Source organism: Shewanella sp. TC10 (assembly GCF_009663145.1).
Lineage (GTDB): Bacteria > Pseudomonadota > Gammaproteobacteria > Enterobacterales > Shewanellaceae > Shewanella.
This window is the reverse complement of sequence record NZ_VKHR01000003.1, coordinates 126,406-145,617: the sequence shown is the minus strand read 5'-3', so window position 1 is coordinate 145,617 and position 19,212 is coordinate 126,406. Positions and strand designations below refer to the sequence as shown.

At 42.2% G+C, this 19,212-nt stretch carries 16 protein-coding genes; 5 read left to right on the top strand and 11 right to left on the bottom strand.

From position 1 onward, the window contains the following. The first annotated feature begins 44 nt into the window (after positions 1-44). Together FNZ24_RS01910 and FNZ24_RS01905 are read left to right on the top strand one after the other, a co-directional pair. Positions 45-1,934 (top strand): hypothetical protein, encoded by a 1,890-nt coding sequence (locus FNZ24_RS01910; RefSeq protein WP_153912733.1) that lies wholly within the window; start codon positions 45-47, stop codon positions 1,932-1,934. 239 nt (positions 1,935-2,173) lie between these two features. Then, a complete protein-coding gene (locus FNZ24_RS01905; RefSeq protein ID WP_153912732.1) occupies positions 2,174-2,947 on the top strand; it encodes a 5-formyltetrahydrofolate cyclo-ligase in 774 nt (257 codons plus the stop codon). A 124-nt stretch (positions 2,948-3,071) separates the two neighbouring features. Here the strand turns inward: FNZ24_RS01905 and FNZ24_RS01900 are convergent, their stop codons facing one another. The 7 genes from FNZ24_RS01900 to FNZ24_RS01870 all read right to left on the bottom strand — a co-directional run bounded on the left by FNZ24_RS01900 (position 3,072) and on the right by FNZ24_RS01870 (position 12,119). Next, on the bottom strand, positions 3,072-4,379 hold the full coding sequence (locus tag FNZ24_RS01900) for an O-acetylhomoserine aminocarboxypropyltransferase/cysteine synthase family protein (RefSeq protein WP_153912731.1): 1,308 nt from the start codon (positions 4,377-4,379) through the stop codon (positions 3,072-3,074). Between the two features lie 113 nt (positions 4,380-4,492). After that, on the bottom strand, positions 4,493-5,218 hold the full coding sequence (gene folM, locus FNZ24_RS01895) for a dihydromonapterin reductase (RefSeq protein ID WP_153912730.1): 726 nt from the start codon (positions 5,216-5,218) through the stop codon (positions 4,493-4,495). 93 nt (positions 5,219-5,311) lie between these two features. Beyond that, the gene (gene folE / locus FNZ24_RS01890) at positions 5,312-5,956 is read right to left on the bottom strand and encodes a GTP cyclohydrolase I FolE (protein ID WP_153912729.1); all 645 of its coding nucleotides are present in this window, start codon (positions 5,954-5,956) and stop codon (positions 5,312-5,314) included. A gap of 67 nt (positions 5,957-6,023) precedes the next feature. Then, positions 6,024-6,380, bottom strand: coding sequence for a dihydroneopterin triphosphate 2'-epimerase (gene folX / locus FNZ24_RS01885; protein ID WP_153912748.1), 357 nt, complete (start codon positions 6,378-6,380; stop codon positions 6,024-6,026). Between the two features lie 406 nt (positions 6,381-6,786). Next, positions 6,787-9,855, bottom strand: a complete 3,069-nt coding sequence (locus FNZ24_RS01880; protein WP_153912728.1) for an efflux RND transporter permease subunit — start codon at positions 9,853-9,855, stop codon at positions 6,787-6,789. 76 nt (positions 9,856-9,931) lie between these two features. Further along, entirely contained in the window at positions 9,932-11,032 is a 1,101-nt protein-coding gene (locus FNZ24_RS01875; protein ID WP_153912727.1) for an efflux RND transporter periplasmic adaptor subunit, read from the bottom strand. A gap of 1 nt (position 11,033) precedes the next feature. After that, positions 11,034-12,119, bottom strand: a complete 1,086-nt coding sequence (locus tag FNZ24_RS01870) for an efflux RND transporter periplasmic adaptor subunit (RefSeq protein WP_194944974.1) — start codon at positions 12,117-12,119, stop codon at positions 11,034-11,036. Between the two features lie 142 nt (positions 12,120-12,261). On the opposite strand from FNZ24_RS01870, the gene FNZ24_RS01865 reads away from it, so the two are divergent. Next, positions 12,262-12,651, top strand: a complete 390-nt coding sequence (locus FNZ24_RS01865) for a thiol-disulfide oxidoreductase DCC family protein (RefSeq protein ID WP_153912725.1) — start codon at positions 12,262-12,264, stop codon at positions 12,649-12,651. Positions 12,652-12,678: 27 nt separating this feature from the next. Continuing rightward, a complete protein-coding gene (locus FNZ24_RS01860) occupies positions 12,679-13,470 on the top strand; it encodes an SDR family NAD(P)-dependent oxidoreductase (protein ID WP_194944976.1) in 792 nt (263 codons plus the stop codon). Between the two features lie 197 nt (positions 13,471-13,667). Here FNZ24_RS01860 and mdh read toward each other — a convergent pair whose 3' ends face one another. Then, positions 13,668-14,603: a malate dehydrogenase gene (mdh, locus tag FNZ24_RS01855; protein WP_153912723.1), complete on the bottom strand. Its 936-nt coding sequence runs from the start codon at positions 14,601-14,603 to the stop codon at positions 13,668-13,670. A 317-nt stretch (positions 14,604-14,920) separates the two neighbouring features. On the opposite strand from mdh, the gene argR reads away from it, so the two are divergent. Beyond that, on the top strand, positions 14,921-15,391 hold the full coding sequence (gene argR, locus FNZ24_RS01850; RefSeq protein WP_153912722.1) for a transcriptional regulator ArgR: 471 nt from the start codon (positions 14,921-14,923) through the stop codon (positions 15,389-15,391). A 92-nt stretch (positions 15,392-15,483) separates the two neighbouring features. Here argR and FNZ24_RS01845 read toward each other — a convergent pair whose 3' ends face one another. The 3 genes from FNZ24_RS01845 to FNZ24_RS01835 all read right to left on the bottom strand — a co-directional run bounded on the left by FNZ24_RS01845 (position 15,484) and on the right by FNZ24_RS01835 (position 19,193). Continuing rightward, positions 15,484-16,422, bottom strand: a complete 939-nt coding sequence (locus FNZ24_RS01845) for a Dyp-type peroxidase (RefSeq protein ID WP_153912721.1) — start codon at positions 16,420-16,422, stop codon at positions 15,484-15,486. Between the two features lie 108 nt (positions 16,423-16,530). Continuing rightward, the gene (locus tag FNZ24_RS01840; protein ID WP_153912720.1) at positions 16,531-17,559 is read right to left on the bottom strand and encodes an ABC transporter ATP-binding protein; all 1,029 of its coding nucleotides are present in this window, start codon (positions 17,557-17,559) and stop codon (positions 16,531-16,533) included. A 2-nt stretch (positions 17,560-17,561) separates the two neighbouring features. Continuing rightward, complete coding sequence (locus FNZ24_RS01835) at positions 17,562-19,193, bottom strand: ABC transporter permease (protein WP_153912719.1); 1,632 nt, start codon at positions 19,191-19,193, stop codon at positions 17,562-17,564. Between the last annotated feature and the right edge of the window lie 19 nt (positions 19,194-19,212).

Genomic DNA, 19,212 nt, shown 5'->3' with positions numbered 1-19,212 from the left:
CTGTTTAAAGCACCATTCACGCATTGATTGATAGGAAGTATTACGTGAGTAAATTAGAACAATTCCAAGAGTTTATCCGCAATAACGGTAAAGACTTAACGGGTGTTAATGTACCAGTTGTATTAAGTAACGAAGAAGCGAAACTGCCAGAACTCAATTTTACCTTTGGTTGGACAATTGAAATTGGCGTGACCGAACATGAACATGGTGGCCATTGCCCAGCAGGGATAAAATCAGGTTCAGCATCAAATGCCTATAGCTGTGCTAATGATACAGCTAAACAATATGTTAGCGGTCAAAACAGCTTGTTCAACGATCGCTTCCTTAAGATCCTCGGCCCTGATATTTCTGAGAATTTTTTGATTAAAGATAGGGGCTTAAAATCAGCTCCTGAGACTTATGTCGGCAGTAAAGTCTGTTATACCTGTGACGGTACAGGTAAAGATACTTGTTCTTCATGTCATGGTAACGGCAGTAAAACTTGTACGAGTTGTGGCGGCAGGGGCCGTAATAGTGTCACTCGTTATGAAAACAATCGCACCATTCATACTACGGAATCATGTTCTGGTTGTTGGGGGAGCGGTAGTAATACTTGTGGCGGCTGTGGCGGCAGTGGCAAGGTCACTTGTCGCACCTGTGATGGTGGCGGTTACCTCTACTTTAGTTACTCCATCGACGGTAATGCTATACGCAGTACAAAGTGGGATTATAACACCAGTGATTACCATGAATGGACCACTGATTACGTTAAGAAAACTGGCCTAAAACTCGTTAATCAATTAACTGACGTCACCGAAGTTGATGTAAAAGGCGCGTTAGATGGTTGCACCTTTATTTATGCCTTTACCGCTAACCTACCTACTTTGCAATTTACAGCCAATATCGATCAAGTTGATACCACTATGTGCTTTGCAGGGACAAATAATAACACCCACGATGCCGGTGGTGTTTACGACCCTGCAGTATGGAGTGTGGCCAAGCAACTAGGTGGTGGTAGTCAATCAACCGATAAATCGGTACTGGCAACGCCTGCGGTTAAAGACATCATTGAAGCTAGCGAAACCAAAACAAAAATTGGATTACTGGAAGAAAACTGGGTATCAACCGATATTAAAGATGCGGTCGTTTCTAACTATCAAACCTTAGTGACCCAGCTTAAAAAACAGAGCGTCAAAGGCATTGCACCTAAGATGATTGGTGGACTATTTAAGTTTGCCTTCTTGTTCCTTACTATAGGCATGATCATCGCATTAATGTTCCCTGTATTTGCTGAAGAAACCCATTACCGTATGAGTGTATTGCAAATACCTGAATGGATGTGGGGTGTAGTGACGATGAAGTTTAGCTTTTTTGGTTTACCTGCATTTTGTAATTACCTACTGCTGTTTGGTTTATTGTGGCTCTGTTATCAAGGCGTCAATAAGTGGTATTGGAAAAACATCGGTCAAGGGAAAACCTGGCTACTTGCTATCAGCCTGACACTATTAATTCCTCATATTGGCTTTACCCTGTTCTACAATATTTGGGGACTTGCGACCATGCCAGACAAAGAGTTCGGTGCGGCAATTGTCGGTGGCGCTTTGTTTGTAGGCGTCTATTTAATTGTTTATGGCGTTAAGTTGCCAAACAAATGGTATACCAAGCTATTAGGCTTTGTGGCAGGTGTCGCTTTATATTGCGCGTTGCAATACGGCTTATTCATGCTAAACCCTGCAACAGGTTTTATTGCTAGCCAACAAGACTACCCAAATTCTGTCGCGTCATTAATTTCTGGGGGGCTTTATTTCATGCAAAACAACCTCGCTGAATGGCTAATTTTGAGTATTTGCTTTGCTTACTTCTTAACACGTCGACAGTTCTGGTTAAAAGCTAAATGCTTGGTCGCTGAATACGACAGTCCTGTCTTGCTGAAATCGATGAATATGGAAAAATAGCTAAGCAATTAGTCATGACTCTATAAGTAAGTAAATCAACAACGCCGATAATAGTGATATTGTCGGCGTTTTTTTATCATACCGCCGAGTAATTTTTGGCCACATAAGCAAATGCTGGTTAATCAATTGATTATCTTCTTTGAGATTTGGGCATATCAGGATAACCTGCAATCTGTAACATCATTTGTTCATAACGCTATTTTTCCTTTCATTTGTATGTGATGGAGTACTTCTTACCTATGAGCATGACGCGTTTTATGACTGGCTCAACTCAATACCAGTCTGCTACAACAGATAATCAAACTCTTATTACCTATTTTTCTTCCGCTAGCCCAGTTTCCGATGATAACTCGGCAACTGCAGACGTGATTTATCCTCACTCTTTTAATAGCCCCAGTGACGTCTACCCCTTATTCGATAGCCGTAATATGAGCCGTGATAGCATTCGTCGTCATATACGCCAAGAGCGCAATGGCATATCAGCAGCAGAGCAAAACCAATTAGCATTAATTGCCAGTCGCCATTTATTATCTGAGATCCAGCGTATATCGGCTAAACGAGTGGCCTTGTATTTAGGCTTTGATGGAGAGCTGGCCACCAGTAAATTGATTGAGGCATTATGGAAGCTTGACGTTGAAGTGTACTTACCGCGCCTTCACCCTTTTGCTAAAGGTCACTTATTGTTTATGCGCTACACAGCTGACACTGAGATGGTCAATAACCGCTACAAGATTGCAGAGCCCAAATTAGATATTCGCCATATGGTAACCGTTGAACATCTCGACATGATTGTCACTCCATTGGTGGCATTTGATGATAAAGGTAATCGAATGGGAATGGGCGGCGGTTTTTACGATCGCACTCTGGCTCAAGTTACTGACAATAAACCTTTAGCTGTAGGCTATGCACACGACTGCCAGCAAGTAAGCTTTCTGCCCGTTGAGTACTGGGACATTCCCTTACCTGTGATTATTACCCCTACCAGGCGCATTGCCTCAGCCAGCTTAACCTGACTAAGGGTTATTAGTTAGAAAATATAAATCAAAAAGCCGTTAATCTACTGGGATTAACGGCTTTTTTAATTGGCTGAGCAAGTGTAAAGGCCAACTAAAGGTAAAGGCCAACTAAAATTAAAGGTTAACTGGTCGCTTTATCTAACGCTTGACTCACATCGGCAATAATATCGTCGATATGCTCAATGCCCACCGAAATACGTACCAAATCTTCCGATACACCAGCCTTAGCTAATTCATTTGAATCAAGCTGTCTATGAGTAGTACTCGCAGGATGACAAGCCAGTGACTTAGCATCGCCAATATTAACTAAGCGCAAGATCATTTGCAGTGCATCAATAAATTGACCACCAGCCACTTTACCCGCTTCAGCATTGGCGGCTTTAATGCCAAAACTAATAATACCTGAAGCTTTGCCTTGGGTAATTTTTTCACAGCGTTCATGTTGCGGACTATTAGGTAGCGCTGCGTAATTTACCCAACTCACTTGTGGATGTGCTTGTAAATATTCAGCTAACGCTAAGGCGTTGCTGCAATGGCGCTCCATTCGCAGGCTTAATGTTTCTAAACCTTGAAGTAATAAAAAGGCACTTTGTGGCGATAATGCCGCCCCCGTATTACGTAGTGGCACCACGCGGCAACGACCGATAAAGGCTGCGGGCCCAAATGCTTCGGTATACACCACGCCGTGGTATGACGGGTCGGGTTCATTTAATAAAGCAAAGCGTTGTTTGTTAGCAGCCCAATCAAACTTACCAGAGTCAATAATGACTCCGCCAATGGTCGTGCCGTGGCCACCAATGTATTTAGTCAGAGAATGAATCACAATGTCAGCGCCATGATCGATAGCACGGCAGAGCACTGGCGTGGCAACCGTATTATCGACCATCAAAGGTACACCATGCTTATGAGCAATATCAGCAAGGCGCTGCAGATCTACCACATTACCTGCTGGGTTACCGATGGATTCACAAAACAGCGCTTTGGTGTTGTCATCAATTAAGGCTTCTAAGCCTTCATAATCATCATATGCCGCCATACGCACATCAATACCTTGACGAGGCAAAGTATGGGCAAACAAGTTGTAAGTGCCGCCGTATAACTGACTAGTGCTGACAATATTATCACCCACTTGAGTTAACGCTTGAATCGCATAAGTAATGGCGGCCATACCCGATGCCACAGCAAGTGAAGCAATCCCGCCTTCGATGGCTGCAAGGCGCTGCTCAAGTACATCTGTGGTTGGATTCATAATGCGGGTATAAATATTACCAGGCACTTTTAAATCAAATAAATCCGCACCGTGTTGGGTGTCATCAAAGGTATAAGAGGTCGTTTGATAAATCGGCACGGCAGCGGCTTTGGTTGTCGCTTCGGATTGGTAACCGTGGTGCAGAGCTAAAGACTCTAGTTTTAAATTGCTCGTCGTCATGTTGCCTTCCCTTATCATTCATTTGAAATAAAAGTAGATGACATTCAAACTAGCAAATAGACTTCTAGAAGTCTAAAACTATTTTATTAAATCGTTAACTCCACAAAGAAGGTTTACTTAAGGTGCCTACCACCATCTACCGCATAACTTCTGCCAGTGACATATTGGCTAGCAAGCAGATAATCCACCAGCTCGATGATTTCACTATTACCCGCTTCTTTAGGCAATATCGCTTTAGCTAACGCCTTAACTTTATAAGCTTCATCATCGCCTTCATTAAATAGAATCATTGCTGGGGCGATTGAATTCACTTTCACACTTGGGGCAAATTTGGCAGCAAAGGATAGGGTCATATTGTGCAGCGCCGCTTTACTGGCTGCATAAGCTATGTGTTTCTTGCTGCCCTTTTCAGCGACATAATCAGTGATATGAATGATGTTGCTAGCGCCCACATTTGTGCCAGCTGATGCCGTCAGAAGCTCCGCTAAAGCGAGGTTAATCTGATAAGGCGCGCTGACATGAATGTTCATCATCCGAGCCATGATATCTGCAGAGGTAATATCTGCACTGGTTTTATCATTGTGCCAATCAGAGGCATTGTGAATAATGCAATTTAGCTGTGAATGCTGCGCTTTAATGCGGCTTAGCATGTCATCTATTTCTGCAGGCTGACATAAATCGCACTGGTATAAATCTGCGCCCAAATCTAATAATTCATCGATAGATGGATAGTGAGTTCTGAACGTACCAATGACATTACAATCTAGAGCTAAAAAATGCTTTGCCAAAGCATAACCAATTCGTTTTCCGACACCTGTAATAAATATGGTTTGTTTCATTAGGGTTCTCTTTTTAATGGTTACAGAAAGCATAAAGGCCATCAGTGCTCACTAATGGCCTATGGGGTATCATCAATCAGTCTACTAAGTTAATCAACTTTTGGAGAAAAACTCAGCCCTTGAAGCAGGGTTATTTTTAAAGCAGCCACCTAAAGCAGAAGTCGTAGTATGAGATTGCGTGTCCATTACCCCACGTGACTTAACGCAATAATGTGTGGCGTTAATACTAACAGCAACATCATCGGTTTCTAACAAGGTCTGCAATGCCACTAAGACTTGTTGAGTTAGACGTTCTTGCACTTGTGGTCTTTGTGCAAAAAAACGCACTAAGCGATTAAGTTTAGACAGTCCAATAATCTTCTTTTTCGGAATGTATGCCACATCAGCTAAACCATCTATAGTAATAAAATGATGCTCACAGGTACTAACAACACTGATGTCACTGACCTTGACCATTTCCTCAACACCCATTTTATTATCAATTTGAGTGACTTTAGGAAATTGCTGATAATCAAGCCCCGAGAAAATCTCATTCACATACATTTTGGCAATGCGATGCGGGGTTTCGCATAAACTGTCGTCGGTTAAGTCTAAACCCAGTGTCGATACAACTTCAGTCATCAATCCTTGAATACGTTCAATTTTTTGCTCACTGGTCATGTCGTTTTCGACCAATGGCGTTTCGAGACCTCGCTCAATGAGTACTTGTTGCACTTTACGTGCTTCTTCTGAAATCATGTGTTTTCCTTATGGCAACCCGTGCCAAATAAAACCACATCGTTACGTGAACGCTTTAAGCGCTCGCTTATTTGCGCTGCTCTAAAGACAATGAAACAGAGTCGGCAAAACGTAAAGCATGAGGTTTATCAATCGTTACTCGAGACATGGTAATAGATGGGTGTTCGCTACAAATGGCCAGTACATCTGCGACCAATTTTTCTAGCAGTAAAAAGCGCCCTTCTTCAACATGTTGAATAACTTTTTTAGTGATAACTTTGTAGTTAAGTGCATCGGCAACATCATCAGTTTGAAATGACTTGTCGGCGGGATATTGGATCTCAATATTAATCACAACATCTTGCTGCTTTTCACGTTCGTCTGGATTGAATCCAATGAAGGTACGTAAACGAAGGTTAGTAACTTTAATAATTGCTTGGCTAATAGACATAGTGAGCCTCGTGTGAATACATAAACGTGATACGTGAGAATGCGCAAAATAGATCACATAAAAAAGAGCCAACTTTTTAAAGTTGACTAGGGTCTGTTGAACTTTGCAGGTTAAGTTTCGTTCGAAATAAAGCGTTTAAATCGAGGTAGATGAATTGATGCCTAGTCATCTAAGCACCTTTTATTCACAAAGATAAATCCAACAAAGAGTAAAACGCTTTTAGTCGAACCCTTCGGGCAGCGTTTGTTGGTCATTTTTACTGCGTTATCGACTTTTTATGTAGAATAAATACACCACAAAGTCTCTGCCTTGTATAAATGGCCAACAACTCGCTGCTAATACAACCTTGAAAGATCAACAGCCCCTACTAGTTATAGCGACAAATCGCCAATTTTGCTAACTAAAACTCTTTATAGTTTCGGTACTTAACTTTAAAGAAGATAATATAGAACACAGGTACAATGATCAGAGTCAGCATAGTTGCCACACCTAAACCAAACATAACCACTGCTGCAAGCGACTCAAAGAAGGCATCTGTCAGCAAAGGAAGTACCCCTAATATAGTGGTAATTGCCGCCATACAAACAGGCCTTACACGACTCACAGTTGAGTTAAATACCGCTTCGAATGTTTCAATACCATCATTGATATCTGTGTTGATTTGATCAAGTAACACAATACCATTTTTAAGTAACATCCCCGATAAACTCAGCATTCCTAGCAATGCCATAAAGCTAAATGGCTTATCAAGGATAAGTAGCCCTGAAGTAATACCGATAATCGCAAGTGGCACACATGCCCAAATCACCAATGGTTTTCTTACTGAGTTGAATAAGAATACGGTGATCAAAAACATGAACAAGAAGCCCAATGGCAGAGTTGCAAACAAGGACTCTTGTGCATCGGTTGAAGACTCATATTCACCACCCCATTGCAGCTCATAACCGACTGGTAGCTCTAAAGCTTCAACTTGCGGTTTAATTTGAGTGAACAATTCTGCAGGTAAAATATCGTATTCAAAGTCAGTATCAGCAAATACCGTTAAGGTACGCTTGCGATCTCGACGTTGAATGATTGGATCTTCAAACCTGACTTCAAAGCCATCAACCACTTGTTGCAAGGGGACAAATGCACTTAACGCTGGACTCCAAATTCGAATACTTTCCATTGACTCAATATCGATTCGTTCATCTTCAGGTAAACGGCCGATAATCGGCAATAGTGTTGTACCTTCTCGGTACACCCCAATTTGTAAGCCTGTGAAAGAGAACTTAAGCGCTTCGTCTACTTCACTTTTTACAATACCTAAGCGGCGAGCTTGGGTTTCATTAAAGCGCGGGGCAATGTACTTCACTCGCTCACGCCAGTCATGACGCACGTTGACTGTCGCTGGAGTCGCATTGAAGATTTCCATCACTTGGGCGGCGATTGAACGTAAAACATCAGGATCGGCGCCACTAATGCGCGCTTCAATTTTCGCATCGGTCGATGGACCAATTTCTAATCGCTTAAACTTAAGCTGCGCTTGAGGGTAACTTCGCTCTACATCTTTTCTGAACTTCACCATCACGTCAGTTAAGGTTTCAAAATCAGTGGTTCGAATTGATATTTGCGCATAAGAGGCATAGTTTTTCTCTGGCGAATACGTCAATAGGAAACGTGGAAAGCCCTTACCTATAGTTGATGCAACATACTCAACATTATCCAGTTCAACCGCAATAGCCTCCATGCCTTCAACCACAGTTTGGGTTTCGCGAATATCTGTTCCTTCTGGCATCCACACATCTACTAAGAATATCGGCGTCGTCGAAGGTGGAAAGAAGGATTGCTTAACGTAGGCAAAGCCGTAAATCGACACACAAAACGCAATAACCACAGCTACGACGCTAACCCAACGAAAGCGCATACAGACATCAAGCAGTGCCTTGTAGTACATAAAGAATGCACCGCCATATGGATCTTTTGGCTCACCTTCTGACTTTTCTGCTTCTGCTCCGAAAAATAATTGTGCGAAAAAAGGCGTAATCGTGATCGCAGTAATCCAAGATAAAAACAGTGAAAACAGCAGTACCCAGAAAAGAGAGCCAGCAAATTCACCGGTTGAATCTGGCGACAACCCAATTGGCGCAAATGCGGTAATGGCGATCACTGTCGCGCCAAGTAATGGCCACATCGTTTGTTTTACAATACCTTGAGCCGCCTCAAGGGTCGTTTGCCCTCGTTGCCGCCCAATAAGTATGCCTTCAACAATGACAATGGCATTATCCACCAGCATCCCCAGCGCAATAATCAACGCCCCCAGTGATATCCGCTGCAGCTCAATTTCGGCTTGTAGCATCAACATAAAGGTACCTAAACAGGTTAAAAATAAAATTAACCCAATCAAAATACCCGACTTAAAGCCCATGAATACTAGGAGAACGCCAACCACAATCACCACTGCAGCAATCAAGTTCCATACAAAGCTGCCTACCGATGCATCCACCTCGTTAGGCTGGTTATACATGGTTTCAATCACCATCCCTGCAGGGCGGACACTTTCGATACTGGCGAGCTTAGCATCAATGGCTTTACCCACCTCAACCACATTTACCCCAGTAGAAAATGAAATACCAATATTGATGGCATCATGTTGATCAAATTTAAGTAAATTGGTGGGAATATTTTGAAAGCCACGTGAGACTGTCGCCACGTCCTTGAGGTAAATAAGCTTATCGCCTTGGGTACCTGGGATAATGAGTTCTTCAAGCTCGTTCACCGACTTAAAGCCGCCACTGGTGCGGATTTTCAGGTTATCGGCTGAGACTCGGATATTACCGGCATCTGACACCATGTTCTGCGAGTTCAGCAAGTTTTGAATAAGCGATGGATCGATGTTCGAACTGGCCGCTTTGTTCAGCGACATTTCCACAAACACTTGTTCTTGTTGATTACCTGCCAGTGACACCTTGCCCACACCAGGCACGAGTTCAAGCTCACGCTTAACATAGTCAACATAATCAAGAATATCGCGGTAACTGTAATCAGTACCACTGACCATTAACATGATGCCGTAAACGTCACCAAAGTCATCATTTACGATAGGCGTTTCAACTCCTGGCGGCAACGTAGCCGACATATCGTTTACTTTACGGCGCAGTTCATCCCAAATTTGCGGTAGTTCTTCTGGGCCGTATACATTTTTCATGGTCACGGTTATTTGTGACATCCCTGAAGTGCTAAGCGAGCGAATATAGTCCACATAAGGCAATGCTTGAATCGCCTTTTCAATGGGATAAGTCACTTCCTCTTCAACTTCTGTTGACGTTGCGCCTGGATATAAGGTCACCACAACAGCATCTTTAATGGTAAATGGCGGATCTTCTAACTGACCTAAACCGGTAAATGCCATTAAGCCACCGATCAGTAATATCAATGTGAACATCCAGCTGATAACGGTATTTTTTACAAAGTAGCCTGCTATATTCATTACACACATTCCCTTGTATCAGCATTTTTGGTGGCGTTTGGATTGTTTAAATTCAGTGAGTATTGATGATTCATCGTTACCCCTCCTGCAGCAATTTTACTTGCTGACCTTTAACTAACCGCGCCGCGCCTGTGGTAATAATGGTTTGGCCATCATCAAGGCCGCTTGTCACTTCAATTTCATCACCGACAATCACCCCTAAGGTGACAGGTTGATATTGAATAGAGTTATCTACCGCGTTATAAAGCCATACGCCACTTGTTTGGGTATTGATATCACTGCCGTCTTGCATAACAACGGCTTCAATCGGCACTAAAAACTCCCGATTGTAGGTGTAAGTCATGTTACTTAAGTTCACTGTCACTTTAGCAGGCATCCCCTCGAGCACTTTATATTTAGGGTCTAAATCCACCGCTATAGTCGCAATATAAGTTGAGGTAGCAGGATCTTTTTCGGTATTAACTTCTAATAAGTGACCTTTAAAAGTGGTATTTGGAAAGGCTTCAAAGCTTACATTCAAATAAGATGCATCTTGGCGATCTTCATGTTTTCTAGATACCGCAATCAACATGTCAGGGATTTGCACATCAACTTCAATGCGTTCGACTTTTTGCATGCTAAGCACTGACACACCCGGTTGCACGTTCTCAAATGATTCTAAAAATACATCACTGACAATGCCTGAAAATGGCGCTCTAAGCTCGGTGTACTGAAGATTCAATTCCGCTTGACGCTCTTCAGCTTTGGCAACTAAATATTGTGCATTCATTTGGTCGTAATCTGATTGCGCCATCAATTTACTTTCAACTAATTGCTTACCACGCTGCGCTTGCTTAAAACTCACTTCCATTCGCGCTTGGCGATCACTTAATGCAATGGTGTAATCACGTTTCTCTAACACAGCTAATAAGTCGCCTTTTTTAACGGCTTTGCCTTTAGTGGCTGGAATACGCTCTATTCGACCTTCGACACGAAACGATAAATTGGTTAAGTCTTGCGCTCTTGCAACCCCATTAAATTCACGCATCACTTCGTTATTTGCATGGGGTAAGGTATAGGTTTTTACTAAGGTTTTTGTTGGAGCGATATCAATTGTTCGCTCACAAGCTGACAAGGAAATCACGCCAAGCCCGACAGCTGCGATGACGCTGTATTTACAATGCTGAAACGCTTTCATCTTATAAGCCTCGCTCTTTAATCCATTTCACAGCCGCTTGACCATCTTCAAGTTCTGAAGCCCCTGCCACCACCAGCCAGTCTCCATCGTTGAGGCCTGTCATCATCCTAGTTCCCTGAAGTGTGATAGGCACTTTGGTTATCCTTTTTTCCGCAGGCGACCAAGTAAACACATAAGCTTGTTGGTTTTCTTTAATTACTGCGCCAGCAGGTATTTTAGGGTGAGCATCAGCTGTTCTAGCTGGGAGTTTTACTTTAACCCGAGCGGACATGCCTGGAAGAACGTTAAGTTCATTAGGCATAGGTAAAGTCAGAATAATGGTGTAACTACTGGTGGTCGGATCGGCAACAGTATTTAACTCTTTTAACCTTGCTGGATACCATTGATCGCGGCTATCAAATTTGACTTCGATGTTATCAATGTCTTGTAAATTTTTATCCGTTTTTTGCAGAAAGCCAATAAATTGTTCAGGTAACTGGAAGCTGATGTCTGCTGCAGAATCTGTGCGAATACCCATGACTTCTTCTTGGGCTTGGACAAACTCAAACTCACGCTTATTACGCTTGGAAATGACGCCTTGATATGGCGCCCTAAGTTTAGTGTAAGTAACATCGGTTTTGGCTTTATCCAATGCGGCTTGGGCAATGGTGTAATCGCTCTTTGCTTGGTCATAATCGTTACGAGAAACAACACCTTGCTCAACAAGAGACTCGTTACGTTCAAACAACACTTTAGCCAGCTCATACTGCGCCTGAGCGACAGCTAAATGTTGCTGGTATATGTCACTATCTAACGTCGCTAAAATATCACCAGGCTCCACTGAGTCGCCAGGACGAACTAATATTTCTGCTATTTCACCTGACACCCTAAATGATAATGCGGCTTTCTCAGATGCTTTCACTTCACCCGGTAAAAAGCGCTCTCGGTATTCAGTACCGACATCCACTTGAATCACTTTTACAGGCCGCGGGATCACTTGAAGATTTGCACCATTCGCGTCTTCTGCAATGGCAGTATTAATAAAAGAGCTAGAAATAACAGCGGAGGATACGAGTAAAAAAGAAGTAAACTGGCTGAGTTTCTTCATATTTATTTCCATCAAAAAGTGAGCAATAAGTTTGATACTAGCATTCAATCACAGCTTAAAACAGGTGCGATGGTCCACAAAAAAGATCTAATTAGTGATATTCGGCGTATTATTTTCTGACCCAATAACGCTGAGGTGTACCATGGAGTTACGAATTTTTTACGATAGTGCTTGCCCGTTATGCAGCAATGAAATGACCCAACTTAAAAAGTACGATCGTTTACACAAGATTGAGTTGGCTGATTTAAACCAAGAAGGCTTTGAACAAAAGTACCCTCATATCGACCTATCTATCGCTAACAACATTCTGCATGGTGAAACCAATGATGGAGAAGTGTTAACTGGTTTAGATGTCACAGCCAAAGCCTGGGCCTTAACTGGTAAGCATAAATGGATACAGTTACTCAGGCTTCCTTGCATCAAACCCTTTGCCGACATCGCTTATCGTGGATTTGCTAAAAACCGCTATCAGATATCATACCTACTCACGGGTCAACAACGCTGCGAAGATGGCAGCTGCAAGCTGAAATAGTCTATGGATATTGCAAACATAAAGAGTATTGAAACCGCTATCATCATTGGCGCCTCCTCAGGCATTGCCAAAGCTATTGTCAAAGCCCTTAAGCAGCAGCTTTGCCACACTGACAACCTCAAACAGATCATCACGATTAGCCAAAGTACGGCTTACTGTGCTATTGAACATAATATTGAACATGATGCTAAAAATCAGCTTAATCATTTGCACATTACTTCTGATTACTCACAGCAAAGCATTGCAACCATCTGTCAGTCTCTTTGTGATATTAAAGGCCATATCACTAAAGTGTTTATTTGTAATGGCAGGCTACACACCATACATAGAGACAACAAAGCCTCACAATCGCCCCCCATAGCACCAGAAAAGCGTTTAGAAGACATTAGCCCAGAATCAATGCAGGCGATATTCAACTCAAACGCTATCGTGCCTTTGCTATGGCTGCAAAATTTAGTGAACTTGGTTAAGGGGAAACAGCAATGTGTCATTAGCATATTGAGTGCCAGAGTTGGCAGTATCAGTGACAATCATTTAGGCGGCTGGTACAGCTATCGCGCATCAAAATCCGCGTTGAATATGTTAATTAAAACCAGTGCTATTGAGTATGCCCGCAGAGCAAAAAACTGCAAGCTCATCGCTTTTCATCCTGGCACTACTGACACTGAACTATCTAAGCCTTTTCAGGCTAACGTACCGGAAGGAAAGCTCTTTAGTGCTGAATTTGTCGCTAAGCAATTGCTCAGCATTCATCAACAACTAACCTTTGACAGTGAAGCTGAATTTCTCGATTGGCAAGGAAAGACCATTACTTGGTAAGTACTGCAACTTAATAGTAAGTACAGCAACTGGGTACTATTTAGAGCGACTGGATAAATAGGCTCACTTGTTAAGCCTTAGCTTGTGGGCAAAGTAATACGTTAACGGTGTAAACCAGTAGATTACAGACACAAAAAAGCGAAGCCTTAGGCTTCGCTTTTTGAGTTAATAAGCTATCGGCTTAAAAAGCTATTGGCTTATTTAACGAATTCAACACCTAGGTTGATATCGCCTTTTAATGTATCAAGCATTGCATCACGAGCGTTTGCTTCAAATGCACTGACTTCGCCGTAAGCTAATACTTTTTCTACGCCGTTTTTACCAAGTACAACTGGTTGCGCGAAGAATTCAGCATGTTCACTGCCGCCATCTACGTATGCACATTCAACAACGTTCGCTTCACCTTGAAGGCCACGAACTAAAGATAGACCGAAACGACATGCCGCTTGACCCATAGAAAGTGTCGCACTACCGCCACCAGCTTTAGCTTCAACAACTTCAGTACCCGCATTTTGGATACGAGTAGTTAATGCAGCAACTTCTTCATCAGTAAAGCTTACGCCTTCAACTTGAGAAAGTAGTGGAAGAATCGTTACACCACTGTGGCCACCGATAACATTGATGTTCACGTCAGCAACGTTTAAGCCTTTAAGCTCAGCAATAAAGGTTTCAGAACGGATAACATCCAGTGTAGTCACACCGAATAAACGGTTCTTATCGTAAACACCTGCTTTTTTAAGTACTTCAGCAGCGATTGCAACCGTTGTGTTCACAGGGTTAGTGATCACGCCGATTAATGCTTTAGGACAAGTTGCCGCTACTTTTTCAATTAGGTTACGTACGATACCAGCATTGATGTTGAATAGATCTGAACGATCCATACCTGGTTTACGTGCAACACCAGCAGAAATTAGAACAACATCAGCGTCAACAAGTGCAGGAGTAGGATCTTCACCAGCGAAACCAGCAACTTCAACGTCTGTAGGGATGTGGCTTAAATCGACAGCTACACCTGGAGTAACAGGAGCAATGTCATAAAGAGACAACTTTGAGCCTGCAGGAAGTTGAGTTTTTAATAGTAAAGCTAGGGCCTGGCCAATACCGCCAGCAGCACCAAGTACAGCTACTTTCATAATTATCTCCAATAACGTTCTAGGGTTGACTTCTAAATTTATGATTCGCAGTTTGTGACATAGATCATATTTCTTGTGGCGTCACATTACTGCATCACAGACACAATTTCAATTATCCCTTAGTGGAGTAAAGCAATTTACTTATTCTATGATATGTATATAAATAATCACTGATTTAACCATTTACACAGTAAAGTGAATTTTTATTCACCAATTTAGCTTATTTCTTGACTTGTGATGTTTATATATTCAAAATACACCTGTTTTGTGAATAAATTGTATTCATTTTAAAAAATTACTAATAAGACGAAAAAAATATGCCAGCGACCAAGAATCAGGATGAACTCGTTAGAACGTTTAAGTCGATACTAAAGGAAGAGCGCTTTGGAAGCCAAAGCGAGATAGTTAATGCGCTGCAAGCTGAAGGTTTTGGCAATATCAACCAGTCAAAAGTTTCCCGCATGTTAAGTAAGTTCGGTGCGGTACGTACCCGAAATGCTAAACAAGAAATGGTTTATTGTTTACCTGCTGAATTAGGTGTACCTACTGCAGGTAGCCCTGTAAAAAACTTAGTACTAGACGTTGATCATAACCAAGCAATGATTGTTGTCCGTACAAGCCCAGGTGCTGCTCAGTTAATCGCACGTTTATTAGATTCGATAGGTAAGCCAGAAGGGATTTTAGGCACTATTGCTGGGGATGACACGATTTTCATCTGTCCATCTAGCATTAAAACCATTGACGATACACTTGAAACGGTTAAGTCACTATTTAACTATAGTGAGTAATTTACTCAGGTCATCTCAGAGCTAAAGCCCAATAAAAAAGCAATGCCTTAGCATTGCTTTTTTTGTGCCTATTTTTTAACAATTCACTAAGGTTAGTCGTTAGCGAATTGAGCTAAAAAATCGAGTGAAGGAGCAAAAAATGAAGAACCGGTTAATGCCTTAGTAAACTGCATTAAGTGGTCATGGTTTCCGTGACCATCGCCATAAACCATACTACGTAGCATCTCTTCAAAATGCGTCGGTTTGCTACAAGTTGAGATAAACATTAACCCTTGCTCTCTTAGCGAACCAAACGGCATGCTTTGACGCAATATCTCCATCGAATTACCGTCAGCATCCTTTAAATTAACACGCTTAATATGGCTTGTTAGCGGCTTATCTTCAGACGCATATTCGATATCATCTTGCTTAGTACGGCCGATAATATCTTCTTGTTTCTTCTGAGGTAGACGATTCCACTTGCTTAAGTTATGCGCGTACTTTTGCACATGTACATAACTTCCGCCTTTGAAAGCAGCATCTTCATCAGCCACTAGTGCGACTTCTTGACGACTACGTCCTTTTGGATTTTCAGTGCCATCCACGAAGCCTGTTAAGTCGCGGCTATCCATAAAACGGAAACCACGTTCTTCCTCGATGAGTTCAACCAAACCTTCAAACATTTGGCTAATTTCATTAGCAACTAAATGCAGGATGTCGTAACGATCGCAGCGAATATGCATAAATAAATCATATTCAATTGCTGGCGCATCTCGATTACCTTCTTGCATGGCAGGGAAAGGGCGTAATTGAGCTGGACGCTGCTCACCGTAAATGGTGTCCCAGTAATTGGCACCTATTGCAACAAAGCCATTGAAGGCACTGTCAGCATATTGATCTGATAACTCATAAATATATTGAGCAACGTTAGCTAAACAAGGACGCAGCTGGGTTTCTACACCATCATTGGCATTAAACATCAAGTAGACGCTATGCAAATTTCCTTCAGCACAAACTCCTAACTGTTCGCGAGGCATATTCTGTGTTTCCATGTTGGAATCAACCACCTTTGACAATAATAAGATGCTAATATTGTAAGGTAGTTGAGCAATTTATTCCTTATGCTCTATGCAATAATTAATCAATTTAGACTTAGGTCACTAAAATATCACTAAAGGGTGCGCCGATATTGATAAATTGACCTTCTGACCTAACGTCAGCGTTGTTAATTGACTTCTAACTTCGAGCGTTTGTTGGCCTACTTTAACCCAATAATGACAAATTGTACCCAGAAAACGTCTTTCAATGATCTCACCGTGTCCTTGGGCAGCTGGTTGCAAATCAATTTGTTGCGGCCTTAATAGCAATTCACCTTGGGTATTCGCTACTCGGTTTACCGGTTGCGTACTTTCAATTATCCCTAATACAGACGATACCTGAGTTGGGCTTTTAATGGTGACAGTTAAATAATTACCTTCACCTAAAAACTCTGCCACATAGCGCTCATTCGGCTCTGCATATAACTCTTCAGCTAATCCGTGTTGAACAATGCCACCGTCTTTAAATAAAGCCAATTTGTCAGCGAACACAAATGCTTCATCCTTACTGTGGGTCACAAAAACCGCACTGACATTTCGCTGCTTAAGAATTTGCCTGATCTCAAGCATCATTTCACTGCGTACTTGCGAGTCAATGTTAGAAAATGGTTCATCTAATAAAAGTAATTCAGGCTGATATGCCAGCGCACGAGCGATGGAAACTCTTTGCTGTTGTCCGCCAGACAATTCATGGGGATAACGCTTTCCTAGCCCTTCCAATTTAACCAGCTGCAGCATGTCATCAAGACGATCACTGCGCTCTTTTGCTGTTAAATTCTTTACCCCAAATAAAATATTGTCGCTCACGGTTAAATGAGGAAATAAGGCGTAATCTTGAAAAATCATCCCAATGCCACGTTTTTCACTGGGAACAAATAGATTATCAGCACTCAATGCTTGGCCATTAATTGCAATACTGCCTTGACTAATGGCTTGTAGCCCAGCGATAGCACGCAGCAAGGTAGTTTTACCGCAACCACTTGGACCAAGTAGAGCAACAATTTCACCTTGCTCTAAAGTCAAATTTAGCCCTTTGAGAATAACCTGCCCTTGGTAGTCACTTTTTACATTTTGAATGGTCAATGTGGACATAATTAGCTCTCTTGCTCCAATGAACGGTTAAGGTAAATCAACGGGATGAGTCCAACTATCACAATAACAATGGCAGCGAGTGCCCCATGCTCAAGTTGCTCATCAGATACGAATTGGAACACGTGAGTGGCAAGGTTTTCAAAACCTATCGGCCTTAGTAATAATGCCGCTGGCAGCTCTTTCATACTTTCAATAAACACAAGTAACGCACCAGCAAAAATACCTTTACGAAGTAAGGGTAAATGAACCCGCCACAATAGTTGCTTGGGCTTTTGCCCCATAGTAATACTGGCCATGTCTAACGAAGGTGATATTCGTTTATAACTGTTTTCAATACTACCAATCGAAATCGCCACAAAACGCACACAAAAGGCAAAAATTAACGCAAATACACTGCCAGTAAATAATAACCCTGGCCCCCGAGCATCAAAATAGTCGTAAATGTCATTAATGGCAAAATCGAGATAGGTTAATGGAACAAGCACTCCAATCGCCAATACTGTGCCAGGAATGGCATAACCTGTACTGCTCAAGCGTGAAGGCAAAATATCACTTTTACGCGGACTGACTCGCCTAATAAACATCATCAGTAACGCGAGTACCACACAAATGAAGCTCACTACGGCTGCAATATATAAACTATTGAAACTGTATTGCCAAAAACGGCTGTTCCAGCTTTCATCAAAATAGTCGATGGCATAACCTGCAAGAACAGCAAATGGCAACAAAAAAGCCAACACGATTAGTAAACTACAATAACCAAAAGACAGCCAAGCTTTGATACCTTTAAGATGATAACGGTCAGACTCAGTTAGTCTTGATTGTTTTTGAAATAGCTCTTGTTTACGGCGAGCAAATCTCTCAAATCCTACCATGGCAAATATGACCAATAGCATAATGGCTGACAACTTTGCCGCTGCGGCAAGACTGCCATAACCAAGCCATGTGTCATATACTGCGGTTGTTAATGTTGGAACTGCAAAGTAGCTTACCGTTGCAAAATCAGCTGCAGTTTCCATTGCCACTAATGCCATACCTACTGCTAATGCTGGCCTTGCCATGGGTAAACCTAAACGCCAAAAACTCTTCCACGGACTACAGCCCATAATGCGAGATGCATGCAATAAGCTTGAAGATTGTTCCATAAAAGCAGTGCGGGCTAATAAGTAAATATAAGGGAAAAGCACCAGTGACAGCATAATTGATGCACCCGTTAAGGTACGGATATCAGGGAAATAGTAATCTTGCGGAGAGGTCCAGCTAAAAGCTTGCCTGAGAAAACGCTGCACCGGGCCTGCATAATCAAGCATGTCTGTGTAAACATATGCGACGATATACGCTGGCATTGCTAATGGCAGTAATAATGCCCATTGAAAATAACGCCGCCCAGGAAAGTCACACCTAGCCACCAACCAAGCGGCTGGCACCGCAATCAGCAAGGAGCCGATACACACCTTGAACATTAACAACAAACTGTTGCTGATATAGGTAGGTAATACGGTATCAAATAGGTGACTAAAAACAGCTTCGTCAGGGAGAGTTGCTTGTACTAAAAGTGCAAAAAGCGGCAATATCAATATTACCGCAATCGCATAACCAGCGAGCGACCAGCTTCTGGTTAAGCCTAAGATCATAAATACTTTCCAGTTAGTA